19 protein-coding genes are annotated in these 19051 nt (G+C 44.0%); 12 read left to right on the plus strand and 7 right to left on the minus strand.

The window, feature by feature from the left end; all coding sequences use genetic code 11:
• Nucleotides 1-7 precede the first annotated feature (7 nt).
• The 3 genes from AAGR14_RS11780 to AAGR14_RS11790 form a co-directional block, all read right to left on the minus strand.
• The gene (locus tag AAGR14_RS11780) at nucleotides 8-3448 is read right to left on the minus strand and encodes a TonB-dependent receptor (RefSeq protein WP_342644413.1); all 3441 of its coding nucleotides are present in this window, start codon (nucleotides 3446-3448) and stop codon (nucleotides 8-10) included.
• 145 nt (nucleotides 3449-3593) lie between these two features.
• Nucleotides 3594-4586, minus strand: coding sequence for a FecR domain-containing protein (locus tag AAGR14_RS11785; protein WP_342644414.1), 993 nt, complete (start codon nucleotides 4584-4586; stop codon nucleotides 3594-3596).
• 143 nt (nucleotides 4587-4729) lie between these two features.
• Nucleotides 4730-5311, minus strand: a complete 582-nt coding sequence (locus AAGR14_RS11790) for an RNA polymerase sigma-70 factor (RefSeq protein WP_342644415.1) — start codon at nucleotides 5309-5311, stop codon at nucleotides 4730-4732.
• Between the two features lie 428 nt (nucleotides 5312-5739).
• On the opposite strand from AAGR14_RS11790, the gene AAGR14_RS11795 reads away from it, so the two are divergent.
• Together AAGR14_RS11795 and AAGR14_RS11800 are read left to right on the plus strand one after the other, a co-directional pair.
• Nucleotides 5740-6018, plus strand: a complete 279-nt coding sequence (locus tag AAGR14_RS11795; protein WP_342644416.1) for a DUF3072 domain-containing protein — start codon at nucleotides 5740-5742, stop codon at nucleotides 6016-6018.
• Between the two features lie 67 nt (nucleotides 6019-6085).
• Entirely contained in the window at nucleotides 6086-7069 is a 984-nt protein-coding gene (locus AAGR14_RS11800; protein ID WP_342644417.1) for a glycosyltransferase family 9 protein, read from the plus strand.
• A 45-nt stretch (nucleotides 7070-7114) separates the two neighbouring features.
• On the opposite strand, the gene AAGR14_RS11805 is transcribed toward AAGR14_RS11800, so the two are convergent.
• Nucleotides 7115-7486: a response regulator gene (locus AAGR14_RS11805; protein WP_342644418.1), complete on the minus strand. Its 372-nt coding sequence runs from the start codon at nucleotides 7484-7486 to the stop codon at nucleotides 7115-7117.
• Nucleotides 7487-7640: 154 nt separating this feature from the next.
• Here AAGR14_RS11805 and AAGR14_RS11810 point away from each other — a divergent pair, with 154 nt between their 5' ends.
• From AAGR14_RS11810 to AAGR14_RS11845, 8 genes are all read left to right on the plus strand, one after another.
• The gene (locus tag AAGR14_RS11810; protein ID WP_342644419.1) at nucleotides 7641-8222 is read left to right on the plus strand and encodes a Crp/Fnr family transcriptional regulator; all 582 of its coding nucleotides are present in this window, start codon (nucleotides 7641-7643) and stop codon (nucleotides 8220-8222) included.
• A gap of 221 nt (nucleotides 8223-8443) precedes the next feature.
• Nucleotides 8444-9838: an arginine decarboxylase gene (locus AAGR14_RS11815; RefSeq protein ID WP_342644420.1), complete on the plus strand. Its 1395-nt coding sequence runs from the start codon at nucleotides 8444-8446 to the stop codon at nucleotides 9836-9838.
• 189 nt (nucleotides 9839-10027) lie between these two features.
• Nucleotides 10028-10336, plus strand: a complete 309-nt coding sequence (locus tag AAGR14_RS11820) for a chromate resistance protein ChrB domain-containing protein (RefSeq protein ID WP_342648696.1) — start codon at nucleotides 10028-10030, stop codon at nucleotides 10334-10336.
• Nucleotides 10336-10515, plus strand: coding sequence for a hypothetical protein (locus AAGR14_RS11825; RefSeq protein ID WP_342644421.1), 180 nt, complete (start codon nucleotides 10336-10338; stop codon nucleotides 10513-10515). The genes AAGR14_RS11820 and AAGR14_RS11825 overlap by 1 nt, the downstream gene beginning before the upstream one ends.
• A gap of 89 nt (nucleotides 10516-10604) precedes the next feature.
• Nucleotides 10605-11159: a YeeE/YedE thiosulfate transporter family protein gene (locus AAGR14_RS11830; protein ID WP_342644422.1), complete on the plus strand. Its 555-nt coding sequence runs from the start codon at nucleotides 10605-10607 to the stop codon at nucleotides 11157-11159.
• Between the two features lie 4 nt (nucleotides 11160-11163).
• Nucleotides 11164-11577: a DUF6691 family protein gene (locus AAGR14_RS11835; protein ID WP_342644423.1), complete on the plus strand. Its 414-nt coding sequence runs from the start codon at nucleotides 11164-11166 to the stop codon at nucleotides 11575-11577.
• Nucleotides 11578-11812: 235 nt separating this feature from the next.
• On the plus strand, nucleotides 11813-12649 hold the full coding sequence (locus AAGR14_RS11840) for a phosphatase PAP2 family protein (protein WP_342644424.1): 837 nt from the start codon (nucleotides 11813-11815) through the stop codon (nucleotides 12647-12649).
• Between the two features lie 99 nt (nucleotides 12650-12748).
• Complete coding sequence (locus AAGR14_RS11845) at nucleotides 12749-13201, plus strand: DUF305 domain-containing protein (RefSeq protein WP_342644425.1); 453 nt, start codon at nucleotides 12749-12751, stop codon at nucleotides 13199-13201.
• A gap of 45 nt (nucleotides 13202-13246) precedes the next feature.
• On the opposite strand, the gene AAGR14_RS11850 is transcribed toward AAGR14_RS11845, so the two are convergent.
• Nucleotides 13247-13645 (minus strand): DUF983 domain-containing protein, encoded by a 399-nt coding sequence (locus tag AAGR14_RS11850; RefSeq protein WP_342644426.1) that lies wholly within the window; start codon nucleotides 13643-13645, stop codon nucleotides 13247-13249.
• 155 nt (nucleotides 13646-13800) lie between these two features.
• Here AAGR14_RS11850 and AAGR14_RS11855 point away from each other — a divergent pair, with 155 nt between their 5' ends.
• Nucleotides 13801-14094, plus strand: coding sequence for a hypothetical protein (locus tag AAGR14_RS11855; protein ID WP_342644427.1), 294 nt, complete (start codon nucleotides 13801-13803; stop codon nucleotides 14092-14094).
• A gap of 19 nt (nucleotides 14095-14113) precedes the next feature.
• On the opposite strand, the gene AAGR14_RS11860 is transcribed toward AAGR14_RS11855, so the two are convergent.
• The gene (locus tag AAGR14_RS11860) at nucleotides 14114-15130 is read right to left on the minus strand and encodes a two-component regulator propeller domain-containing protein (protein WP_342644428.1); all 1017 of its coding nucleotides are present in this window, start codon (nucleotides 15128-15130) and stop codon (nucleotides 14114-14116) included.
• Between the two features lie 137 nt (nucleotides 15131-15267).
• On the opposite strand from AAGR14_RS11860, the gene AAGR14_RS11865 reads away from it, so the two are divergent.
• Complete coding sequence (locus AAGR14_RS11865) at nucleotides 15268-16155, plus strand: winged helix-turn-helix domain-containing protein (RefSeq protein ID WP_342644429.1); 888 nt, start codon at nucleotides 15268-15270, stop codon at nucleotides 16153-16155.
• 159 nt (nucleotides 16156-16314) lie between these two features.
• On the opposite strand, the gene AAGR14_RS11870 is transcribed toward AAGR14_RS11865, so the two are convergent.
• Nucleotides 16315-18942 (minus strand): PAS domain-containing protein, encoded by a 2628-nt coding sequence (locus AAGR14_RS11870; protein ID WP_342644430.1) that lies wholly within the window; start codon nucleotides 18940-18942, stop codon nucleotides 16315-16317.
• Nucleotides 18943-19051 lie beyond the last annotated feature (109 nt).

The raw sequence follows: 19051 nt of genomic DNA on the forward strand, positions 1-19051 counted from the left end.
CCTATCCTTAAAATCCAACATTTAAACCAAAAACAAAGCCTCTGTTAAAGGTAGAGCCGCCCAAATCCGGATCAATCCAGTCAATTTTTGAATATAGCAAGCCTGGGTTAAGCGCCTGTGCATACACCCGTACACGAGACAGCCCTGCTCTTTTAATCAGGCTGTTTGGCAATACGTATCCTAAAGTGATGTTACGTATTTTAATGAACGATCCATCCTGGTAGTTCATAGATGATACATAAGCATCGCCTGATGCACTACCGTAGTTAGGCGCCGGGTAAGCATTGGTTGGGTTAGTTGGTGTCCAGTAATCAACTACACGCTGTGCGTAACGGCCTTGTAAAGATTCAGCACCTGTTAACACGGTAAATTTCCAGCGCGCAAAAACAAAGGCCGACAAATCAAATGATTTGTAGGTAAATGTATTGGTGATACCACCATTCCATTTAGGTACAGCGTTACCTACAATTACACGGTCGTTGTTAGCATCAATACGGTAGTCGCCGTTAACGTCTCTTACCTTGATGGATCCTGGCCTGAACTGGCTGTTAGCGTTCGGGATGTTGGCGTTAAATTTGGCCATCTCGGCTAAATCCTCAGGCGTATTTTGCCAAATGCCTAATTTTTCAAAACCATAATAGCTACGAATACGCTGACCTACGATGTAAGAATAATCGCCGCCTCTAACCGCAGTGGTATAGCTGTTACCGGTTGGCAAATCGGTGATTTTATCTTTGTTTACAGCAAAGTTAATCGTAGTGCTCCATTTAAAGTTTTTGCTCTGGATGTTCTCGGTGGTTAGGTTAATCTCGATACCTTTGTTTGAGCTCGAAGCAAAGTTTAATAAGCTGGTTGGGTAACCATTAGGAGATGGTATCGGAGCGTTAAGAATCAAGCCAGTGGTTTTTGTTGAATACACATCCAACGAACCTGAGATGCGACCCTTGAAAAATCCGTAGTCAACACCTAAGTTGTACTGCGTGGTACGCTCCCATTTCAAATCTTTGTTTGGTAACGAAATTGGGTTAGCTAACGATGCATCCGAAGCTACGTAACCGGCTTGTACCGAGCTGCCGTAAGTGTAATACAAAGTTTGCAATAAACCGTTGGTGGTGTATGCCGGTATTGAAGCGTTACCTGTAGCACCGTAACCTACTCTTACTTTTAACTGATTAATCCAGTTTATATCCTTAATAAATTCTTCCTGATCCAAACGCCAAGCTAATGCTGCTGATGGGAAAAAGTCCCACTTGTTGCCCGGGGCTAACACAGATGCACCATCCCAGCGTGCCGAAGCTGTTAACAAGTATTTGCCGGCGTATGAGTAGTTAACACGACCCATGTAAGAAAGCAATGAGTTTTCGGTAAGGTTAGTACCAAATGCATCAAGTGCACTTACTGAATTAAGCTGGTACCAAAGCTGTTTGTTATAAGGCAGCTTGGTAGCTGTCATGGTTGATGATTCGGCGCGGTTGTACAAGCTGCTGTACAAAAAGGTAGCACCGAAATCGTGTTTGCCTATACTCTTATTGTAATACAACAAGTGATCGAGCGTGTACGAGAAACGGTTACTTTGGTTTAGCTGAGCGTAATTGGTTGAACCAGGCTCGCCACCACCCCTATTGATAGAGTTTTGGTCTTGCCAGCGGCCCTGGTAAACGTTGTTAAAATCAGGGCCAAAGTTTACACGGTATTTTAAGCCTTTAAATAAATTAACTTCGGCATATAACGAGCCTAAAACTCGTAGCGTTTTAAACAAGTTGATGTTGTATTGATCTTCGCCTATCGGGTTCAGGATAGTAATGTCGCCACCCGGCAGATTGATGCGGTTGCCATTATTATCATAAGGAACAGCATAAGGCAGCATATCACGGGCTGCAAAATACAGTGTACCGGGGCCAGTTACGTTACTGGTAGCAAAACCATAATTTTGGAAGCTGTAAGTAGCAGCTACCGAACCGCCCATGCTAAACCATTTGGTGGCTTTTACATCAACGCTCATTTTACTGCTGTAACGCTTATAGTCCTGGCCAAGCTGTGTGCCTTGCTGGTTTAAATAGCCAAATGAGCCATAGGCGGTAACTTTATCTGTACCACCGCTCACACTTACAATATTATCAGTAGTAACACCGGTTTTTTTCACCAAACCAGTCCAGTCGGTGGTAGGTACCAGGCTGCCGTCATAAACACCATTTTGCCATCCTTTTTCAATGTTAGCCAGTGCATATTGGTCGGTACCAAAAATACGGCGGTCATCAGCCAAAGTAGGTACGTCCGGATAGGAAGAGGTGGCGCTGGCTGCAGGATTAAGGTACCTTACACGGCGATAAGCATCACGACGAAAATCAATGTATTGAGCCGAGTTCATCATTTGCTGGCGGTCAACAATGTTTTCTATTGTGGTAGTGCTCACCAGATCTAAAGCCAAACGGCCGGCTTTACCTTTTTTAGTAGTAACGATAATTACACCGTTTGCACCGCGCGAACCATAGATGGCGGTAGCTGATGCATCTTTTAACACGTCGATGGTTTCGATATCGTTAGGGTTGATGGTTTCGATACCGCCTGAGATTAACGGAATACCGTCTACTACGTATAATGGGTCGGACGTGCCGGTGATGGAGCGCACGCCACGAATGAGTACACTACCCACTGTACCTGGACGCTCGTTTGAAGTTACGTCAACACCGGCGGCCTTACCCTGCAATGCCTGTATAGCATTTTGCACGGGCCTTGAACGGATTTCGGCAGCGTCTACACTTACGGTAGATCCGGTAACGTCGCTTTTCTTTACTACGTTATAACCTACCACTACTACCTCATTAAGGTTGCTGGCTTCGGTTACTAAGGTAATGCTTAGGTTGGTTTGATTGCCAACAGGCACTTCTTTAGTGGTAAAGCCAATATATTTAATCACCAGCACTGCATTGGCGTCGGGCACATTAAGGCTAAAATTACCGTTTACGTCGGTAATGGTACCGGTGGTGCTACCTTTAATAGTAACGCTAACGCCTATCAATTCCTCGCCTTTGTCGCTAATTACTTTACCTCTAACAGGGATAGCCTGCTGTGTACCGGCGTTAACACTGCTTTTTTTAGCACTCAGCACAATACGGTCGTTAATGAGCTGATAGCCGATGTCGGTTGGTAAAATGCTGTTCAATACAGCATCCAAACGCTGGTTGCTGCCTGAGTAACTAACTTCGCGGTTAGTTTGAATGATACTTTTGCTGTAAACAAATTTTACGCCTGCTGTTTTTTCAATAGCTTTCAGCGCTTCCTGTAAATTAGGTTCCTTTACAGACAGATTAACGATCTTGTCCAGTATCTGCGCACTAGCCTTGCGAGCGTAAGCCACGCCCGACAGGATAAGTGCAATGAGTACCTGGCTTACCGTAATCCGCATAAATTTAAGGCAGTTGCCCGGTTTGAGTAAATTGTATTGCATACATTAATTGGTTGTTGTTTAACTTAAAGGTGTTTAGCTTGGATACACTGCTGATGAGCGCATGCATAGGTCGGGATATTATAGTCTCAGCCCTTTGGGCGGTTTTTTTGGTTCATAATCGTCTCGTGTTTTATGGGTTTATAATTTATTTGTTGGGGTTAAATGCAAATGAGCGTCCGTGGACGATGGTGTAATTGGTGTTGGTAGACTGCCGGATCATATCCAGTATGGCAGGTAAACTTTGATTGCTGAAGTCGCCGGTAAAGGCGTATTGATTTAAGCGGGCATCTTTACTATAAATGTTGATGTCGAAATGCTTATTCAGCGCGGCAAAAACCTCATTAAGTTTAGCATCATCAAAAGAGAGCGACACTTTTTTCCAAATGCGCATTTCGGCGGCCACAGCGTTGCCGGTATTTTTAATTAACTGCTCATGATGGTACAGTGTGGCCTTTTGATTAGGCAACAACATCACCTCAGCATGTGCTTTGGCATTGAGTACCGAAACTTTACCGGTAACCACCGCAACTTCAGCCGGTTCATTTTTATAAGCACGTACTCTAAAGCTGGTTCCCCATACTTTAGTAAGCAATTCGCCGCTGCTAATTACAAACGGATGTGCGGCATCTTTGGTCACTTCAAAAAAGGCTTCGCCACTTAGGCTTACGTCGCGAAAATGGCCCGCAAATTTTTTTGGATAGATAATAGTACTATGCGGACTTAGCCACACCGTGCTCCGGTCGGGCAGTACGCGTTTGTGAATACTGTTGGTTGCGTTTCTAAAGGCAATTTGCGCACCATCCTGTACCGGCAATGGCTGTTTATGATAAGCCTGGAACATCATACTTACCTTGGTAAGCAAGAGTGCAGCTGCGGCCAAACCTGCAATGCCATACATTGCCCGGTACAACTTGTGCTGTGTGCCGCCCGAATGGTTATCTGATTTTGACGAAGACAATCCGGACTTAAATCGATTGTAAATTGACTCTCGCAAAACATCGGCAGCACCATTATCCATAACATCTAGCGGGTTGGGCTGCTCATCAAAACTTTTGTACCAGCCGTCAACCGCTTGCCGTTCCTCAGGCGTACAGGTGTTGTTTAAATATTTTTCAATAAGTTGTGGGGTAATTTTCATACCATAGAATAGCGTTTAGTAATTGGCATTTTTAAAATTGGTTATAGGTATGACAAACCAACGCGGCCTACCCCTTGCTCACCCCGAAAATATTTTTAAAAAAAATGACTCCTGGCAATTGAGTCATCAACGGCGGGAAAATATTAGTAAATAAAAATGGCAAAAACAGTTACAACTAGCGCATTCAGGTTTAAGCGCAGGCGTTTAAGGGCTTTGCTTAAATGGCCCTCTACCGTTTTTTCGGAGATACCCAGCGTTTGCGCAATCTCTTTGTTAGATTTATTTTCGATACGGCTAAGCTCAAAAACTGAGCGGCATTTTACCGGCAACTGGCTCACCTCGCGGGTTATTACCAAGCGCAGTTCGTGCAGCATAATTAACTCTTCGGTCGAGTTGTCTAATACTGAGCTACTAACGCTAATGTTTTCGAGCATCTGGCTTTTACGTGCCTCGCGGGCAAAGTAATTAAGTACTAGGTTTTTTATCGATGTATAGATATAGCCTTCAAACGAACTTTGTATGTTCAGCTTTGCCCGGTTTAACCAAAAGTTGGTCAAAAAATCCTGCACAATTTCTTCGGCAACTTCGCGGCTTCGCACCCGGTTATAAGCAAAGGCGTACAACTGCTTCCAGTAGCGACAATACAACTCCTTAAAAGCCGGTTCGTGGTCGGCCTTAATTAAGTTAAGTAATTGTAAATCTGTTAAAATCTTAACATCCAGCATTGCTTAAACGCGTCTTTCAGGTTTTAAATAATATCAGGCAGGTAAGCTGCACATCTATACAGCTACAGCCATCAAAGCTGCACCGTTACATACAGATTTTTAATCGCGGTTTTGTTTAATTGGAGACGCGAACGTAAAGAATAATTTTATTGTTCTCTGTCCTGCTGCGTCATGCCTAATTGGTGCAAATACTAAGCTTTGTCCTTTCAGGGATACAAAATTAGGATAATTTATGCAAACTATTAGTTAACATCCGCCATAAAAACACCCAGCAGTTTATTTATCAGGTGTATTACAGGTAAATAAAAATGTCGCCGGTGGCAGGCACAAAAACTTATTGTTACTTTCTTTTTAACGCTCCGATATTGGCCAACGCATCAAACAAATACACCACTGCAAAGGTTAACTTAACTATAACATCTTAACCCATGATAAACGAAGATAATTTAAGTGCAAGCGGTGATTTATTTGAAGATGATGATCAACACCGCAAAACCAACAGCAATGACGATTTGCAGGGCTCAAACACCGAAAAAGACCCTGATGAATGGACTACAGGCGACGAGCCCATGACTGGCGCTCAGAAGTCTTACCTCAAAACTTTGTCAGACGAGGCTAAAGTAGAGTTTGACGAAAATTTAACTAAAGCCGAAGCGTCTAAAAAGATTGACGAGTTGCAACATAAAACAGGTAGGGGATTATCATAACCCCTGCTTTTTAATTTAATCTTTACCTTAATTTTCCTTACAGCGCCCTTACCCGCGCACCGTACTGATGAAATTTCATGAAACAGACATTAAGAAGATTGCCATATTCAGGGCGTTGCAATTAGGCGATATGCTATGCATTATACCGGCTATGCGTGCCCTACGTTACGCTTACCCTACCGCCCATATTACCTTATTTGGCTTGCCCTGGGCCAAGAGCTTTACCGACAGATTTAGCAGTTACTTCGATGACTTTGTGCATTTCCCAGGTTTTCCCGGTTTGCCGGAGCAACCGTTTAATGCGGCCGAAACCGTTAAATTTTTAACCGGTGTACAAGGCCGTTACGACTTGCTTTTACAAATGCAGGGCAATGGTACCGTTATCAATCCGATGATGGAATTATTTGGCGCTGCCCACACCGGCGGGTTTTATACCCCTGATGATTTTGTTGCTAACACTGAAACATTTTTGCCCTATCCCGACTACGGACCCGAACCGCAGCGCCATGTGTTATTAATGGAGCATTTGGGTATACCCGAAAAAGGATTAGCATTGGAGTTCCCGGTTACGGCGCAAGATGAAGACGATTTAGCTGCGCTTCAGCTACCGCTTCAAAAAGGTAAGTACGTTTGCATCCATCCTGGGTCGCGAGGTGCGTGGCGCCAGTGGCCCACCGAAAATTTTGCAGCCCTGGCCGATTACTGTGCCGAGCAGGGCTACCAACCGGTTATTACGGGTACAGGTCCGGAAGTTCCGATTGTGGAAGAAGTAATAAGCAAAATGAAGAGCGAGGCCATCAACAGTGCCGGTAAAACAAATTTAGGTGCTATGGGCGTGCTGATAAAAAACTCAAGGCTACTGGTGTCAAACTGTACGGGCGTATCGCACATGGCATCTGCATTTCAAACACCAAGCGTAGTTATTAGTATGGATGGCGAACCAGAACGTTGGGGACCAGTGAACGCACAACTACACCGCACCATAAACTGGTTACAAACGCCTGATTTTAATTTGGTAAAAAAAGAATTAGTTGAGTTAATGCGCAAGTAAACAGCGCCATTACAGATCTAAATGTAAAAGATTACCACTGTGCCTTTAAGCAGCCAGTGGTAATTTTTCTTCAACCACGTGTATAAGCTGATACATATCAAATGGTTTATGTAGTATACCATCGGGGTGTGGCTGCTGCTGCAAAAAGTCGTTCACTTCATCAATACCGGTACACATCACTACAGGAATGTGCTGCATGTCTTTTGATTGTTTAATCATGCGGCATAAATCGCGGCCGTCCCCATCGGGTAATTCAACATCTAATAGTATCAAATTAGGATGAAAGTGCTGTATTCTATCTACTATCCCGTAAGCCCGGGTTAGCGTTTCAACATCGTAACCCTGGTTATTTAATATTTGGGAAATAAGGCTGAGAATGAACTCGTTATCATCTACTACCAAAACCCTGTTTTCCATAATTGTTTATAAATATAATTGCATAAGGCAAAACCTATGCCACATCCATCGAAGCATTAATTAATGTTTTCCACATGCAACTATAAGTGTGCGTAATAAGCCAGCTAATCGAGGCAAATACACATTATAATTATACCCATTATATTTGCAGGCTATGGATACGCCGCAGCTAAACCTGATATTTGGTAGTGTAAGTAAACACATTACGCTTACCCCCGCCGAAAAACAAACATTTGCAGATATGCTGCAAATTAAACAGCTAAAGCGCAAGCAGCACTGGGTGGCTAACGGCGATATCTGCCGCCACTCGGCTTTTGTAACTTCCGGTTGTTTACGCGGCTATACAGTAGACCAAAATGGCTTTGAGCATGTACTAAGTTTTGCCCCAGTAGATTGGTGGATGGCCGATATGTACAGCCTACTGAGCCACCAACCAGGGCAGTTAAATATAGAAGCATTAGAAGACACGGAAATGTTACTATTGTCTAAAATAAATCAGGAAGAGCTTTATCAAACCATACCTAAATTTGAACGCTTTTTTCGTATTCTGGCCGAAAAATCGTTGGTGGCTTACCAGCAGCGGCTTATCGATAACTTAAGTTTGCCCGCAGCCGAGCGTTATGCCCGCTTTTGCAAACGCTATCCTACGCTTATCCATCAATTGCCTCAAAAGCAAATTGCATCGTACATTGGGGTAACGCCAGAGTTTTTCAGCAAGATGAGAAAGAGCTTGTAGTAAAACTTTCTTAAATCCTGATAAACATTTCATTTATAATTATTTATGATCTTTGATAAATTAATGGATTTAGTTAGAGACTTAATGCAATAACGTGGTGCTTTAAGGCAGGTAACCTGTTGAGCATAAATTACATTCAGGCTATAAATTTGTGAACAACTTTACCCGTTAATTCTGTAAAAAAATTACACTTTTGCAGAAATTTATTGTAAACACAGAGAATGCAAAGCTACCAGGAATTTCTTGACCTAAGCGTAGGGTTTCCGCAGGAAGGTTTCGAGATCATAGATGATGAATTATATTTTCATGATCTTAATTTAATGGAAATGATTGAAACGTATGGTACGCCCCTGCGCTTTACTTATGTTCCGATTATCTCTAAAAAGATACAGCAGGCTAAATTGATGTTTCAGCAGGCTATTATCAAAAACAACTACCGCGGCAGCTACAAATATTGCTATTGTACTAAAAGTTCGCATTTTAAGCATGTGGTTGAGGAGGCGTTAAAAAATGATATCCACTTAGAAACATCATCAGCGTTTGATATGCCGATGATTGATGCGCTGGAGAAAAAAGGCGTGGTAAGCAAGGATATTACGGTAATATGTAACGGCTTTAAAACCTACCAGTACAAGCAGTATATTGTTGATATGCTGCATGACGGTTTCCACAACATCATCCCGGTATTAGATAATAAAGAAGAGTTTAACATATACGACGACGAGATTGAGATGGATACCCCGTGCAACCTGGGCATCCGCATCGCGTCTGAAGAGCAGCCGGATTCGCAGTTCTATACCTCGCGTTTAGGCATCCGGATGGAAGATGTGATTGATTTTTACTACAATAAGGTCGAAAAAAATCCAAACTTCCGTGTTAAGTTGCTGCACTTCTTTATCAACTCGGGTATTTCAGATACACCTTATTACTGGAACGAACTGGAGAAATACGTAACCCTGTACTGCAAATTCAAAAAGATCAATCCCGAACTGGATACGCTGGATATTGGCGGCGGTATGCCGTTCAAGGACTCGCTGGTTTTTGATTTTGATTACGAGTACATGATCACCGAGATTGTTAAGCGTATTAAAGAAATTTGCGCCGAAAATGATGTGGTAGAGCCGGATATTATTACCGAATTTGGTAAATATACCTGTGCCGAGGCATCAGGCATTCTATACAAGGTATTGGGCCGTAAGCAGCAAAATGATCGCGAAAAATGGCTGATGCTGGATGGTTCATTCATCACTAACCTACCCGACGTTTGGGCGCTTAACCAGAAGTACATCCTGTTGCCTATTAACAACTGGGATGCTGAATATGAGCGCGTAAACTTAGGCGGTATTACCTGCGATGGTCAGGATTATTACAACCAAGAGGCCCACATGAACAGTGTGTTTATGCCTAAAACCCGCAAGGTGCAATATCTCGGCTTTTTTAATACCGGCGCCTACCAGGAAGTATTAAGCGGCTACGGCGGTATACACCACTGCCTGCTGCCATCACCCAAACACGTGCTCATACGCCGCAACCGCGACGAGACATTTAACTTCGAGGTGTTTGGCGAAGAACAAAACAGTAAACAGGTACTCAAAATATTAGGCTACACCGCCTAAGCCAAAGCGCTCCCAACACGGAGCGCTTTTTTTGTTTTAAGCTCGCCTTTGAGGTGACGCTTTTAAAGCTGATTTTCACAATGACTTATCCTCAACATGTATGTGTGGGCAACCATTTTTTTATGATCGAGGTATGAAATAGATAACGCGTGAGCGCCCCTAAATGACCGCATTGCCTGGCCCTGGCTGATTAAACGTTTTGTTGAATCTGACGCCGAATCTTTAGACGTGCTTTACGACGAAGTATTCATCAAAGCCAAAGTATTGTCTGCAACACCATTTGCCATGCCCGGCGTAGAGTACAGCCATTACGAAGACCAATGTACATTTGACTATTTTATTAAAAAGCATCGGCTTAACTACCCGGCACTCAAACGTATGGTAGCTATAGTGAGGGGTGCCGATACCGACCATCATGATTTTGCGCTGCAATCTGCCGGGATGGAAGCTATATTTATGGAATTTTCCTATCAAATTAAGAACGACAAGAATTGTTAATGTTGGATACGGCGATTTATGACGGATTGTACGCCTGGGCAACGCACCTGTTTAAACAACGCCCTACACAGGAATGCCCGGCTGAACATTTATTACTACAAGTTTACCATCAGTTTTCAAAACAGCAAAAAGGTATTAAAACGCTTACCCGGGCCAAAGCGCTGAGCGCCGCATTTTAAACTGGTAAAACAAAACACATGCGCACTGATGTTTTTAGGCATTATATTTAGAGCATAAATCTAAGTGTTAACATATAGCTAAATATATTATGCTCGAATTATTTAAACAACCCTGGCCCTGGTACACCTCGGGTAGTGCCATTGCCCTGATTATGGTGGCGCTACTTTACTTTGGCAAATCGTTTGGATTTTCGTCAAACCTGCGTACCATGTGTACTATTGCCGGTGCGGGTAAGCGCGTGGCTTTTTTTGATTTCGACTGGCGTACCCAGCGGTGGAACCTGCTTTTCTTAATCGGATCTATCATCGGCGGCTTCATCTCGGCTACCCTGCTTAACAATGGCGCTCCCTTGCAATTGTCGGCCGCCACCATAAAAGATTTGAGCGCCTTAGACATCCGGTTCGACGGGCAGTTAAATCCTAGTCAGATATTCGGTATTGGTGAGCTGTCGGTGAAAAACGTGTTGCTGATGCTGATCGGCGGCATGCTGGTAGGCTTTGGCTCACGCTATGCAGGCGGTTGCACATCGGGCCATGCCATCAGCGGCCTGTCCAATCTGCAACTGCCATCGCTGGTAGCCGTTATTGGCTTTTTTGCGGGTGGCCTCATCATGACCCATTTGCTTTTACCCTTGATTTTCTAAGGCGATGAAAGGATTAAAATTTATACTTACCGGCATTGTATTCGGCATTGTTATGACTAAATCAGAAGCCATCTCATGGTACCGCATCCAGGAGATGTTCCGTTTCCAGTCGTTTCACATGTATGGTATTATCGGTACGGCAGTTGTTTTAGGCACACTTGCGGTATACGTTATCAAGCGCTTCAATATTAAAGACTCGCAGGGTAACGCCATCATTATACCCGACAAAGATAAAAGCTGGACCAAGTACATTTTAGGCGGACTCATCTTTGGCTTGGGCTGGGCTTTGACCGGCGCTTGCCCCGGCCCTATGTTCGTCAACATTGGTTATGGTTTTGTTACCATGATTATTGTGGTTATTGGCGCGCTTGGCGGCACTTACCTATACGGCTTGCTTAAAAGCAGGTTGCCTCATTAAAATCGGTACGCCATCAACGCCGAGACATGAGAAGTGCTCAAAATCCAACAATCGACCTTTTAAGGATATTGACTTGATTGGATAGACATGAACAAGCTTTTTACCCAATGACTTCGTCAAAACTTAAAGCCTTTATAATGTTTAATTCACAAACGCATAATAAGCAAAAAAACAGAATTCCTACAGATTATGCGCTTATATATGCACCACTGACATCTATGTAATTAAACATACCTTGAAAAATATACTTATTGCTATTGCCTTATCGCTTACATCAGTCTGTAGCTTTGCGCAAATAAAAACCGATACCGCTTCAAAAAGCATTGTTGATACGCTTAAAAAAGACCTGTTTACGGCACCCGATACCGTACAGCATTTACATAGCAAGGCGCTGTCCCTTATTCCACCTGCAGCATTGGTGGGTTATGGCGCAGCCTCTTTTTATTTGAAGCCGTTGCGGCGGGTAGACCGTTATGTGTACCACGAGGCCGCGCAACACAACTTTGTTTTTAAAAAACACTTTGAAGATTATTTTCAGTATGCACCGCCGGTGCTGGTTTACGGCTTAAACCTGGTAGGCGTGCACGGCAAAAATACTTTTGTAGACCGTACACTCATTTACGTAATGGCTCAGGGTATGCTCGGCGCAAGCTTATACACCTTTAAACATGCCACCCACCGTACACGACCCGACGGGAGCGACCGATACTCGTTCCCATCAGGTCACACGGCTAACGCCTTCGCGGGTGCTGAGTTTATGGCGCAGGAACTTGGCGGCAACTCGGTTTACTATTCGGTCGTAGGTTATGCCCTTGCAACTACCACCGGCGTATTCCGCATTTATCACCAGGACCATTGGCTGAGCGACGTGATTGCCGGTGCCGGTTTCGGTATCCTGGCTACCAAGGGCGCTTACCTGCTATACCCCTACATCCGCAACGCGTTGTTCAAAAGTAAAGAAGCCGAAAAAGCTGACGACATAAAAAAACACAGCAACTTAATGCATTCGGCCCTGCTGTTGCCTTCTTACCAAAACGGCGCTTTAGGCTTAAGCTTTTCGGCAAGTTTTTAAATAGTGTATTATAAACAATGATGTACGTCACGTAGACGTGACTACTATTTATTGAATTGATATTAAAGACATGCAACTTAAACGGGAGGTTAGGTAAAGATGGAAAATTCAAGTTATAAAAAATTTGCAGCGATGCTGCTGGTATCGTTTATGCTGATGTACGCCATCATGTTTTTAAACGTTGAGCAGCCCGACCATATTTACCTAAGCATGACCCGCTTATACATGGCCGTGCTGATGATTTGTGCCATGGCCATATTGATGTTAGTGATGATGCCGATGATGTATCCTAACAAAAAAATCAACCTGAGTATTATAGTTGGCAGCATTGCCTTATTTGTACTGGCCTTTGTGGGCGTGCATAAACAAGTAGGTGTTGGCGATGTGCAGTACATGAAAGGGATGATTCCGCACCATTCTATTGCCATTATGACCAGTAAAAACGCGCACATTAAAGATGCAAGAGTACGTAAACTGGCCGATGGCATTATCAAAACCCAAGTAAAAGAAATTGCGGAGATGAAAGCGCTGATTGACAGCCTGCAAAAATAACCATTGTAATTTGATAAATTAAGGGAGCGTTATTTGATGCCATCCTTAACTCATTTCGGGATGATAGCGCAAGCCCGGCGTTAAAAAGTACATGAGCAGCATACGCGAATAACGGTAATTAAACGGCGACATTACCAACACAAACAGCAGCATAACCGAAATATAAAGCCAGGGATTTTCGCTGCCGGACAATACTGATACGGCTACGGCCATGCTCACCAGTTCGGCTACGATGAAGGCATAGTCAACGTACATGGCGGCGTAAAAGTAGCCGGGTTCTTTCTCGTAAACTAAACCGCAGTGGCTGCAACTGGATAACATGGCGCGGGCAACTAAACTGTAAGGCCCATGCTCGTAAACCTTACCTACCCGGCAGCGTGGGCATTTACAAGCCATGAGCGATGGGATCAGGCTTAAACCGTTACTTTCCTCAGTACTTTGCATTATTTAATTTCTTCAGGTACAAAAATACCGTGTGGTTGAACGGATTTTAGTGACTACGGTCAGCCTATAAATGATTTGTATCACAAAACCTTTACTGTGTTGGTATCAAGTTAAACGTCTTTATCTGCTACGTCTGTCAATATTGCTTAACCTAGTTGCAAAAATATACCAATGCTTTAGCTAATAGTTTCATCCCGGTAAAAGACAAATTGGAGGCCGACCAGGTATTGAAGATAAGCATAATGAAAGAGATGATTACAACTACATGGCCCCGCCACCATGCCGGTTACAACGAGCTAATTGTTTTACGGCAGGACCGCGATTTTTACACCACCACAAACTATATTTACGAAACCAATGTACTGCTGCTCAATTTTAGCTTTAACCTCAACAAGCTCACCGGTAAAGCCAAATTACCCAACAGCGAGTTTGGCGACAAAGAGTTTTAAGGGACCGGCAGCACGTTGGTTAACAACCACCGCGCTTATTAAACTGCTGCACACCATTAAACGTACCGAACCAGATACTTCCGTCCGGCGCCTGTAAAATGCTGAAAACAATTTTATCGGTCGCCATGATTTTAGGTGTTGGTGCTCTACGGCGAGTCAACAATCTTTTGTCGTAACGCGAGAGCGCCCATTGCCGGGTAAAGTCGTTACCTGAACCTGTCCAGAGATTGCCGCTTTGGTCTTCGTAGATGGCACAGGTAAACGTGGTGGTAAAACTGGTCCAGGTACCGTCCTGGTAACGCCACAGCCCATCGTTGCCGCCCAGCCAGATGCGGCCACCGCTATCCTGAAGCAGTGAACGGACGTTTTTAAACGGTTTGCCTGACTGGCTTACTACAGTAAATGCCTTACCATCATAAACAAAGGTGTTGCCGCGGGTAGCCAGCCAAAACCGCCCGGCTCTATCCTCCATGATGGCATTCACTTCGTAGCGCTGCCTGTTTGCGAATGTTTTTCCGCTCCGGTCTTCGTTCATGGCGTCGCCGTTGATGATAAAATTACGGAACGATGTACCATCGTAGCGGCTCACCCCGCCCGAAACACCAAACCAGATGTTGCCGGCTTTATCTTCGTAAATAGAGGTCACCTCGTTATTGAGCAAACCGTCTTTAATGGTAAATTTTCGGAATGTTTTACCGTCGTAAAAATAAACACCTGAGCCTATAGAGCCGAACCAGAAATTGCCGTTCCGGTCTTGCAACACCGAAAAAAAGCGTGCCGAACTTACGCCCTCCGTCATGTTGGTAAATGACTTACCATCATACCGGAAAACACCTCTGAAGGTTGCTATCCATATATGGCCTTTCCGGTCGTTTATCATGCCACGCACAATGGTATTGGGGCCTTGTGTGTCGGGCTGTAATGCAGTAAAGGGAAAGATATAGCTGGACAGGTTACCGCTTTGATTTTGCCCATGGCCTTGATGGTAAGCAATTAGAGATAACAGCAGGGTGCAGAAAATTTTGATATTGAACATAATGTGGTTGCTTAGTAACTGCAAACCTATGATGCATACCGCCTGCGCAGTGAGTAAAATAGCGTAAAATGAATTGTAAAAAGTGTAAAATCTGCCATCTAGAAGGGCTTATCGGCAGATAATATATATTTTTATGCATGATGCTCAAACCCCGGCTGCTTTTCATCTCTGCCATCCTACTCATCGTTACTGCGGTGGTCGCTTGCCTTAAGCCGGAATCGGATACTTTTGCAACCGGCAAAGAAGCTGTGGTGATGCGGAGTATTGGTCATCAAATTTTGCTCAGCTCCGGCGACAGCACTTCGAGGGTGTTGCCTGTCAGTAAAATCAATGACCATGAATATCAGATACAGTTTGAGCGCGCTTTGATATTTAAGACCGACAGTGTCATGAAAATCATCAGGCAAGCCATTACAGCTAACCACTTACCGCCCGACTATGTAGTGAACTTTGTGGACAGCCTTAGCAACCAGGTAGTGTATGGCTTTGCGGTTTTAAAAACTGAGCAAAACCAGGTGATGCCCTGCAAAGGCCGCACGCAGCCCAGGGCAAATTACCTTGTTCATATAACATTTCGTAAAAACAGCACCGGAATGCTGAACAAGAATTATATCGTTGGCGCGGGTAGCGGTTTGGCGGCTTTAATCTTGATTTTTTCAGGACTTGGGCTGAACCGTGGTGAGCACAAACCTTCAGCAAATCTAGTATCGCCCGCCCTTCCTACTGTCACCCCGGTAATATATATCGGACGTTACTGGTTTAACCCAGCTCACCCATACCTGGAACTGAAAGAAGAGAAAATCAAATTATCTGATAAAGAATTTAAACTCTTGAGCATACTTGCCCGGCATTTGAACACCGTAGTAGACCGTAGCGACTTACAGAAAGTTTGGGAAGATGACGGCGTAATTGTGGGCCGCAGCCTGGATATGTTTATCTCTAAACTGCGTAAAAAACTGGATCAGGATCCGTCAGTACGTTTAATTAATGTTCATGGCAAAGGTTATAAGCTTGAAACGACTTGACAGGAGGCTTTTTACCTCCCACGCATAATCTTAATTGATGCCGCAATTTAGACTTGTAACAGTGACTACCTACTACCCATACACAAAGGCACTCAATCCTAAAGAAGAATTTAATACTTACCGCCTATTTAGACGACAGCACCGTTTTATAAAAATGCGTTAATTAGCTGCGCTCATGCTGGTGCCTAAATCTACGTTGATACTGTTGGTATCAGCCGGTTCCTGAACAATAGGTATGCTGAAATAAAAAGTAGAACCTTGTCCAAGTTCGCTCTCTATCCACACCTTGCCCTGGTGCCGTTTCAATATTTCAGACGAGATGAACAGCCCCAGGCCAAGCCCTTCAAAACGCATAGCAGTATTGTCTACCCGGTAATAACGGTCAAACAGCTTGTTAATATGCGATGGCTCAATGCCAATGCCAAAATCCTGTACAGACACAATTAACTGATCCTGTTCCAGTTTACTATCTACCACCACTTTTTCTCCTTTAGGCGAATATTTTACCGCGTTGGATAAAAAATTGTTCATTACCTGTTCCAGGCGGAAGTAGTCGCCGGTAAAATCAAACTCTACTGCATTCTTCAGCACAATGGCATGGTTAGGCGCCATGTGCTGAATGTTCTCAACACTTTCGGTAAGCAGCTGTTTAAAGCTGAAAGACTGCATGTTATACTCCAGTTTGCCGGCGCTAAGGCGGGTAACGTCCAATAGGTCAGCAATTAGTTTTTCGAGACGATAAATATGATCTGCTGATTTTTTTACAAAGCCCGACAGTTGAGCGCCGTCGCCTCCGCGGGCCATTAGCTGGTTGAAAGCCTTAATACTGGTAAGCGGCGTTTTTAGCTCATGACTCGCTATCGATAAAAATTCATCCTTCTTTTGCTCGTTAGTTTTTTGCAGATGAATGTTGGTATTGGTACCTAACCACAATTTAATTTTCCCCTGCTCAATAAGCGGTACGGCACGCCCCAAGTACCATTCATATCGCCCTCCGCTTAGCTTTAATCTAAACTCAACCTGGTATTCGTTACCATTCTCCAACGCATGCAGCCAACGCTCTAACGCTTTAGGTAAATCTTCCGGATGGATGAGCCTTTGCCAGCCCTCTCCAATTAAAAAAGATTTGTCCTTACCGAATTCTTTGGCAACCACATCGTTAACATAGTCAATAAAACCGTCTTCATTAGCTGTCCATACCTGTTGCGGGATGGAGTTAAGCAAAAAGCTAAAGCGCTCGCGGCTTTCCTCCAATTGCAAGATGGTATCTTGCAGATGGCGTTGCGTGCTTACCAACTGCTCGTTGATAGCCGCCAGCTCTTCGTTGGATGCCATCATCTCTTCGTTAATCGATGTCAACTCTTCGTTAGAAGAAGCCAGTTCCTCGGTCATCTCCTGTAACTGATGCTGACTGCATTCTAAGTCTTGCCGTGCTTCAACTGATTCGGTCACATCAATAACCGATGCTAGGATAGATTCTACACGACCAAACTGGTCGAAAATAGGATCATATGAGAAATTGACATAAATCTGCTTAACAGTTTCGTCGGTGCGATGAATAGTGACCGGCATAGCGGGGAAAGCAACGCGCTCGCCGGTATCAAATACCTGCGCTAACAGTTCGGGAAATGGCTGACCGATGAGTTCCGGAAAAACGTCAACTAAACGTTTATTGATGGTTTGCCCGGCAGTACGCTGCCAAATGCCATACATGGCATCATTAGCCAACTCGATAATTAAATCGCGCCCGTTTAAAATAGTCATGGCTACCGGAGTAGTTTTCACCATAGCTTCTACCCGGTGTTTGGCAGCTTCGGTAGCCTTGCGGGCGTTAACCTTATCGGTCACCTCGGTAGCCACAATCATAATACTGTGCGTTTTACCGTCTTCGCCTTTAAGCGGCTTAAATACGAAGTCTGTAAAAATTTGCTTTAACTGCCCATTGTACTCCATGTTGCCGGGCGTTTCGTTACCTAAAAACGCTTTGCCAGTGGCAAAAACATCTTTTAACAATTCAAAGAATCCCTGACCGTTAATTTCGGGCAAAGCCTGGTAGATGGTTTGGCCAATAACGGCCGGCGTTTTACCCCATATCTTTAGGATGTATTGATTGGCCTGCTCAACTACAAAATCTTCCCCACTCAGCACCGCAATAGCCACAGGAGCGTCGTCAATCAGATAACGCATGCGGGCTTCGCTTGATGCCAGCTGACTGGTACGTGCCGCAATGCGGTCTTCTAACGCTGCATTTAGTTCACTTAATTGCTTTTCAGTTTGCTGCAACTCTTCATTAACATCGCTTAGTTCTTCGTTGGCTGCTGCCAGTTCCTCATTTAATGCCTGCTCATTAGCTATATTAAGCAAATGCTCCTGCTCGTGCGAAATGGCCTGCTCACCAAGTACTTTATCGGTAACATCAGTAGCCGTGTGCAGCAAACAATAAACCTGGCCGCTTTCATTTTTAAGTGCCCGATATTCGTAATCGTAGTAGCTGGTTTGCAACTGCTTGTTGTTGCTAAGCTGTGCCGGTATGCTACTGCCGGCAAAATTTTGACCTGTAGAAATAACATTCCGCATTTGATTGATGAATGGCTGGCCCACCAGTTCTGGCACTGCCACTTCAAGCGGTAAACCCACTACCGATCGATCTTTGCCCCAAAAAGCAAGCATCGCATCAGTCACCGCCTCAATAACCAGATCTTCGGTAGTATAAATTGCAGTTGCAATATGCGACGCAGAAAATATATCAAGCAGCTGGTTACAATCAAGCAAACGGGTCTTATTCATGCACTTTAAATGAAATTTAAAATTAGATAAATTTTAGCCTAAGATACTTTAAAACAAATAGCTCTAAAATAATTTATACAGACAAGCAGCAACAATGCCGCATAACACC

The organism is Mucilaginibacter sp. CSA2-8R (assembly GCF_038806765.1).
GTDB lineage: Bacteria > Bacteroidota > Bacteroidia > Sphingobacteriales > Sphingobacteriaceae > Mucilaginibacter.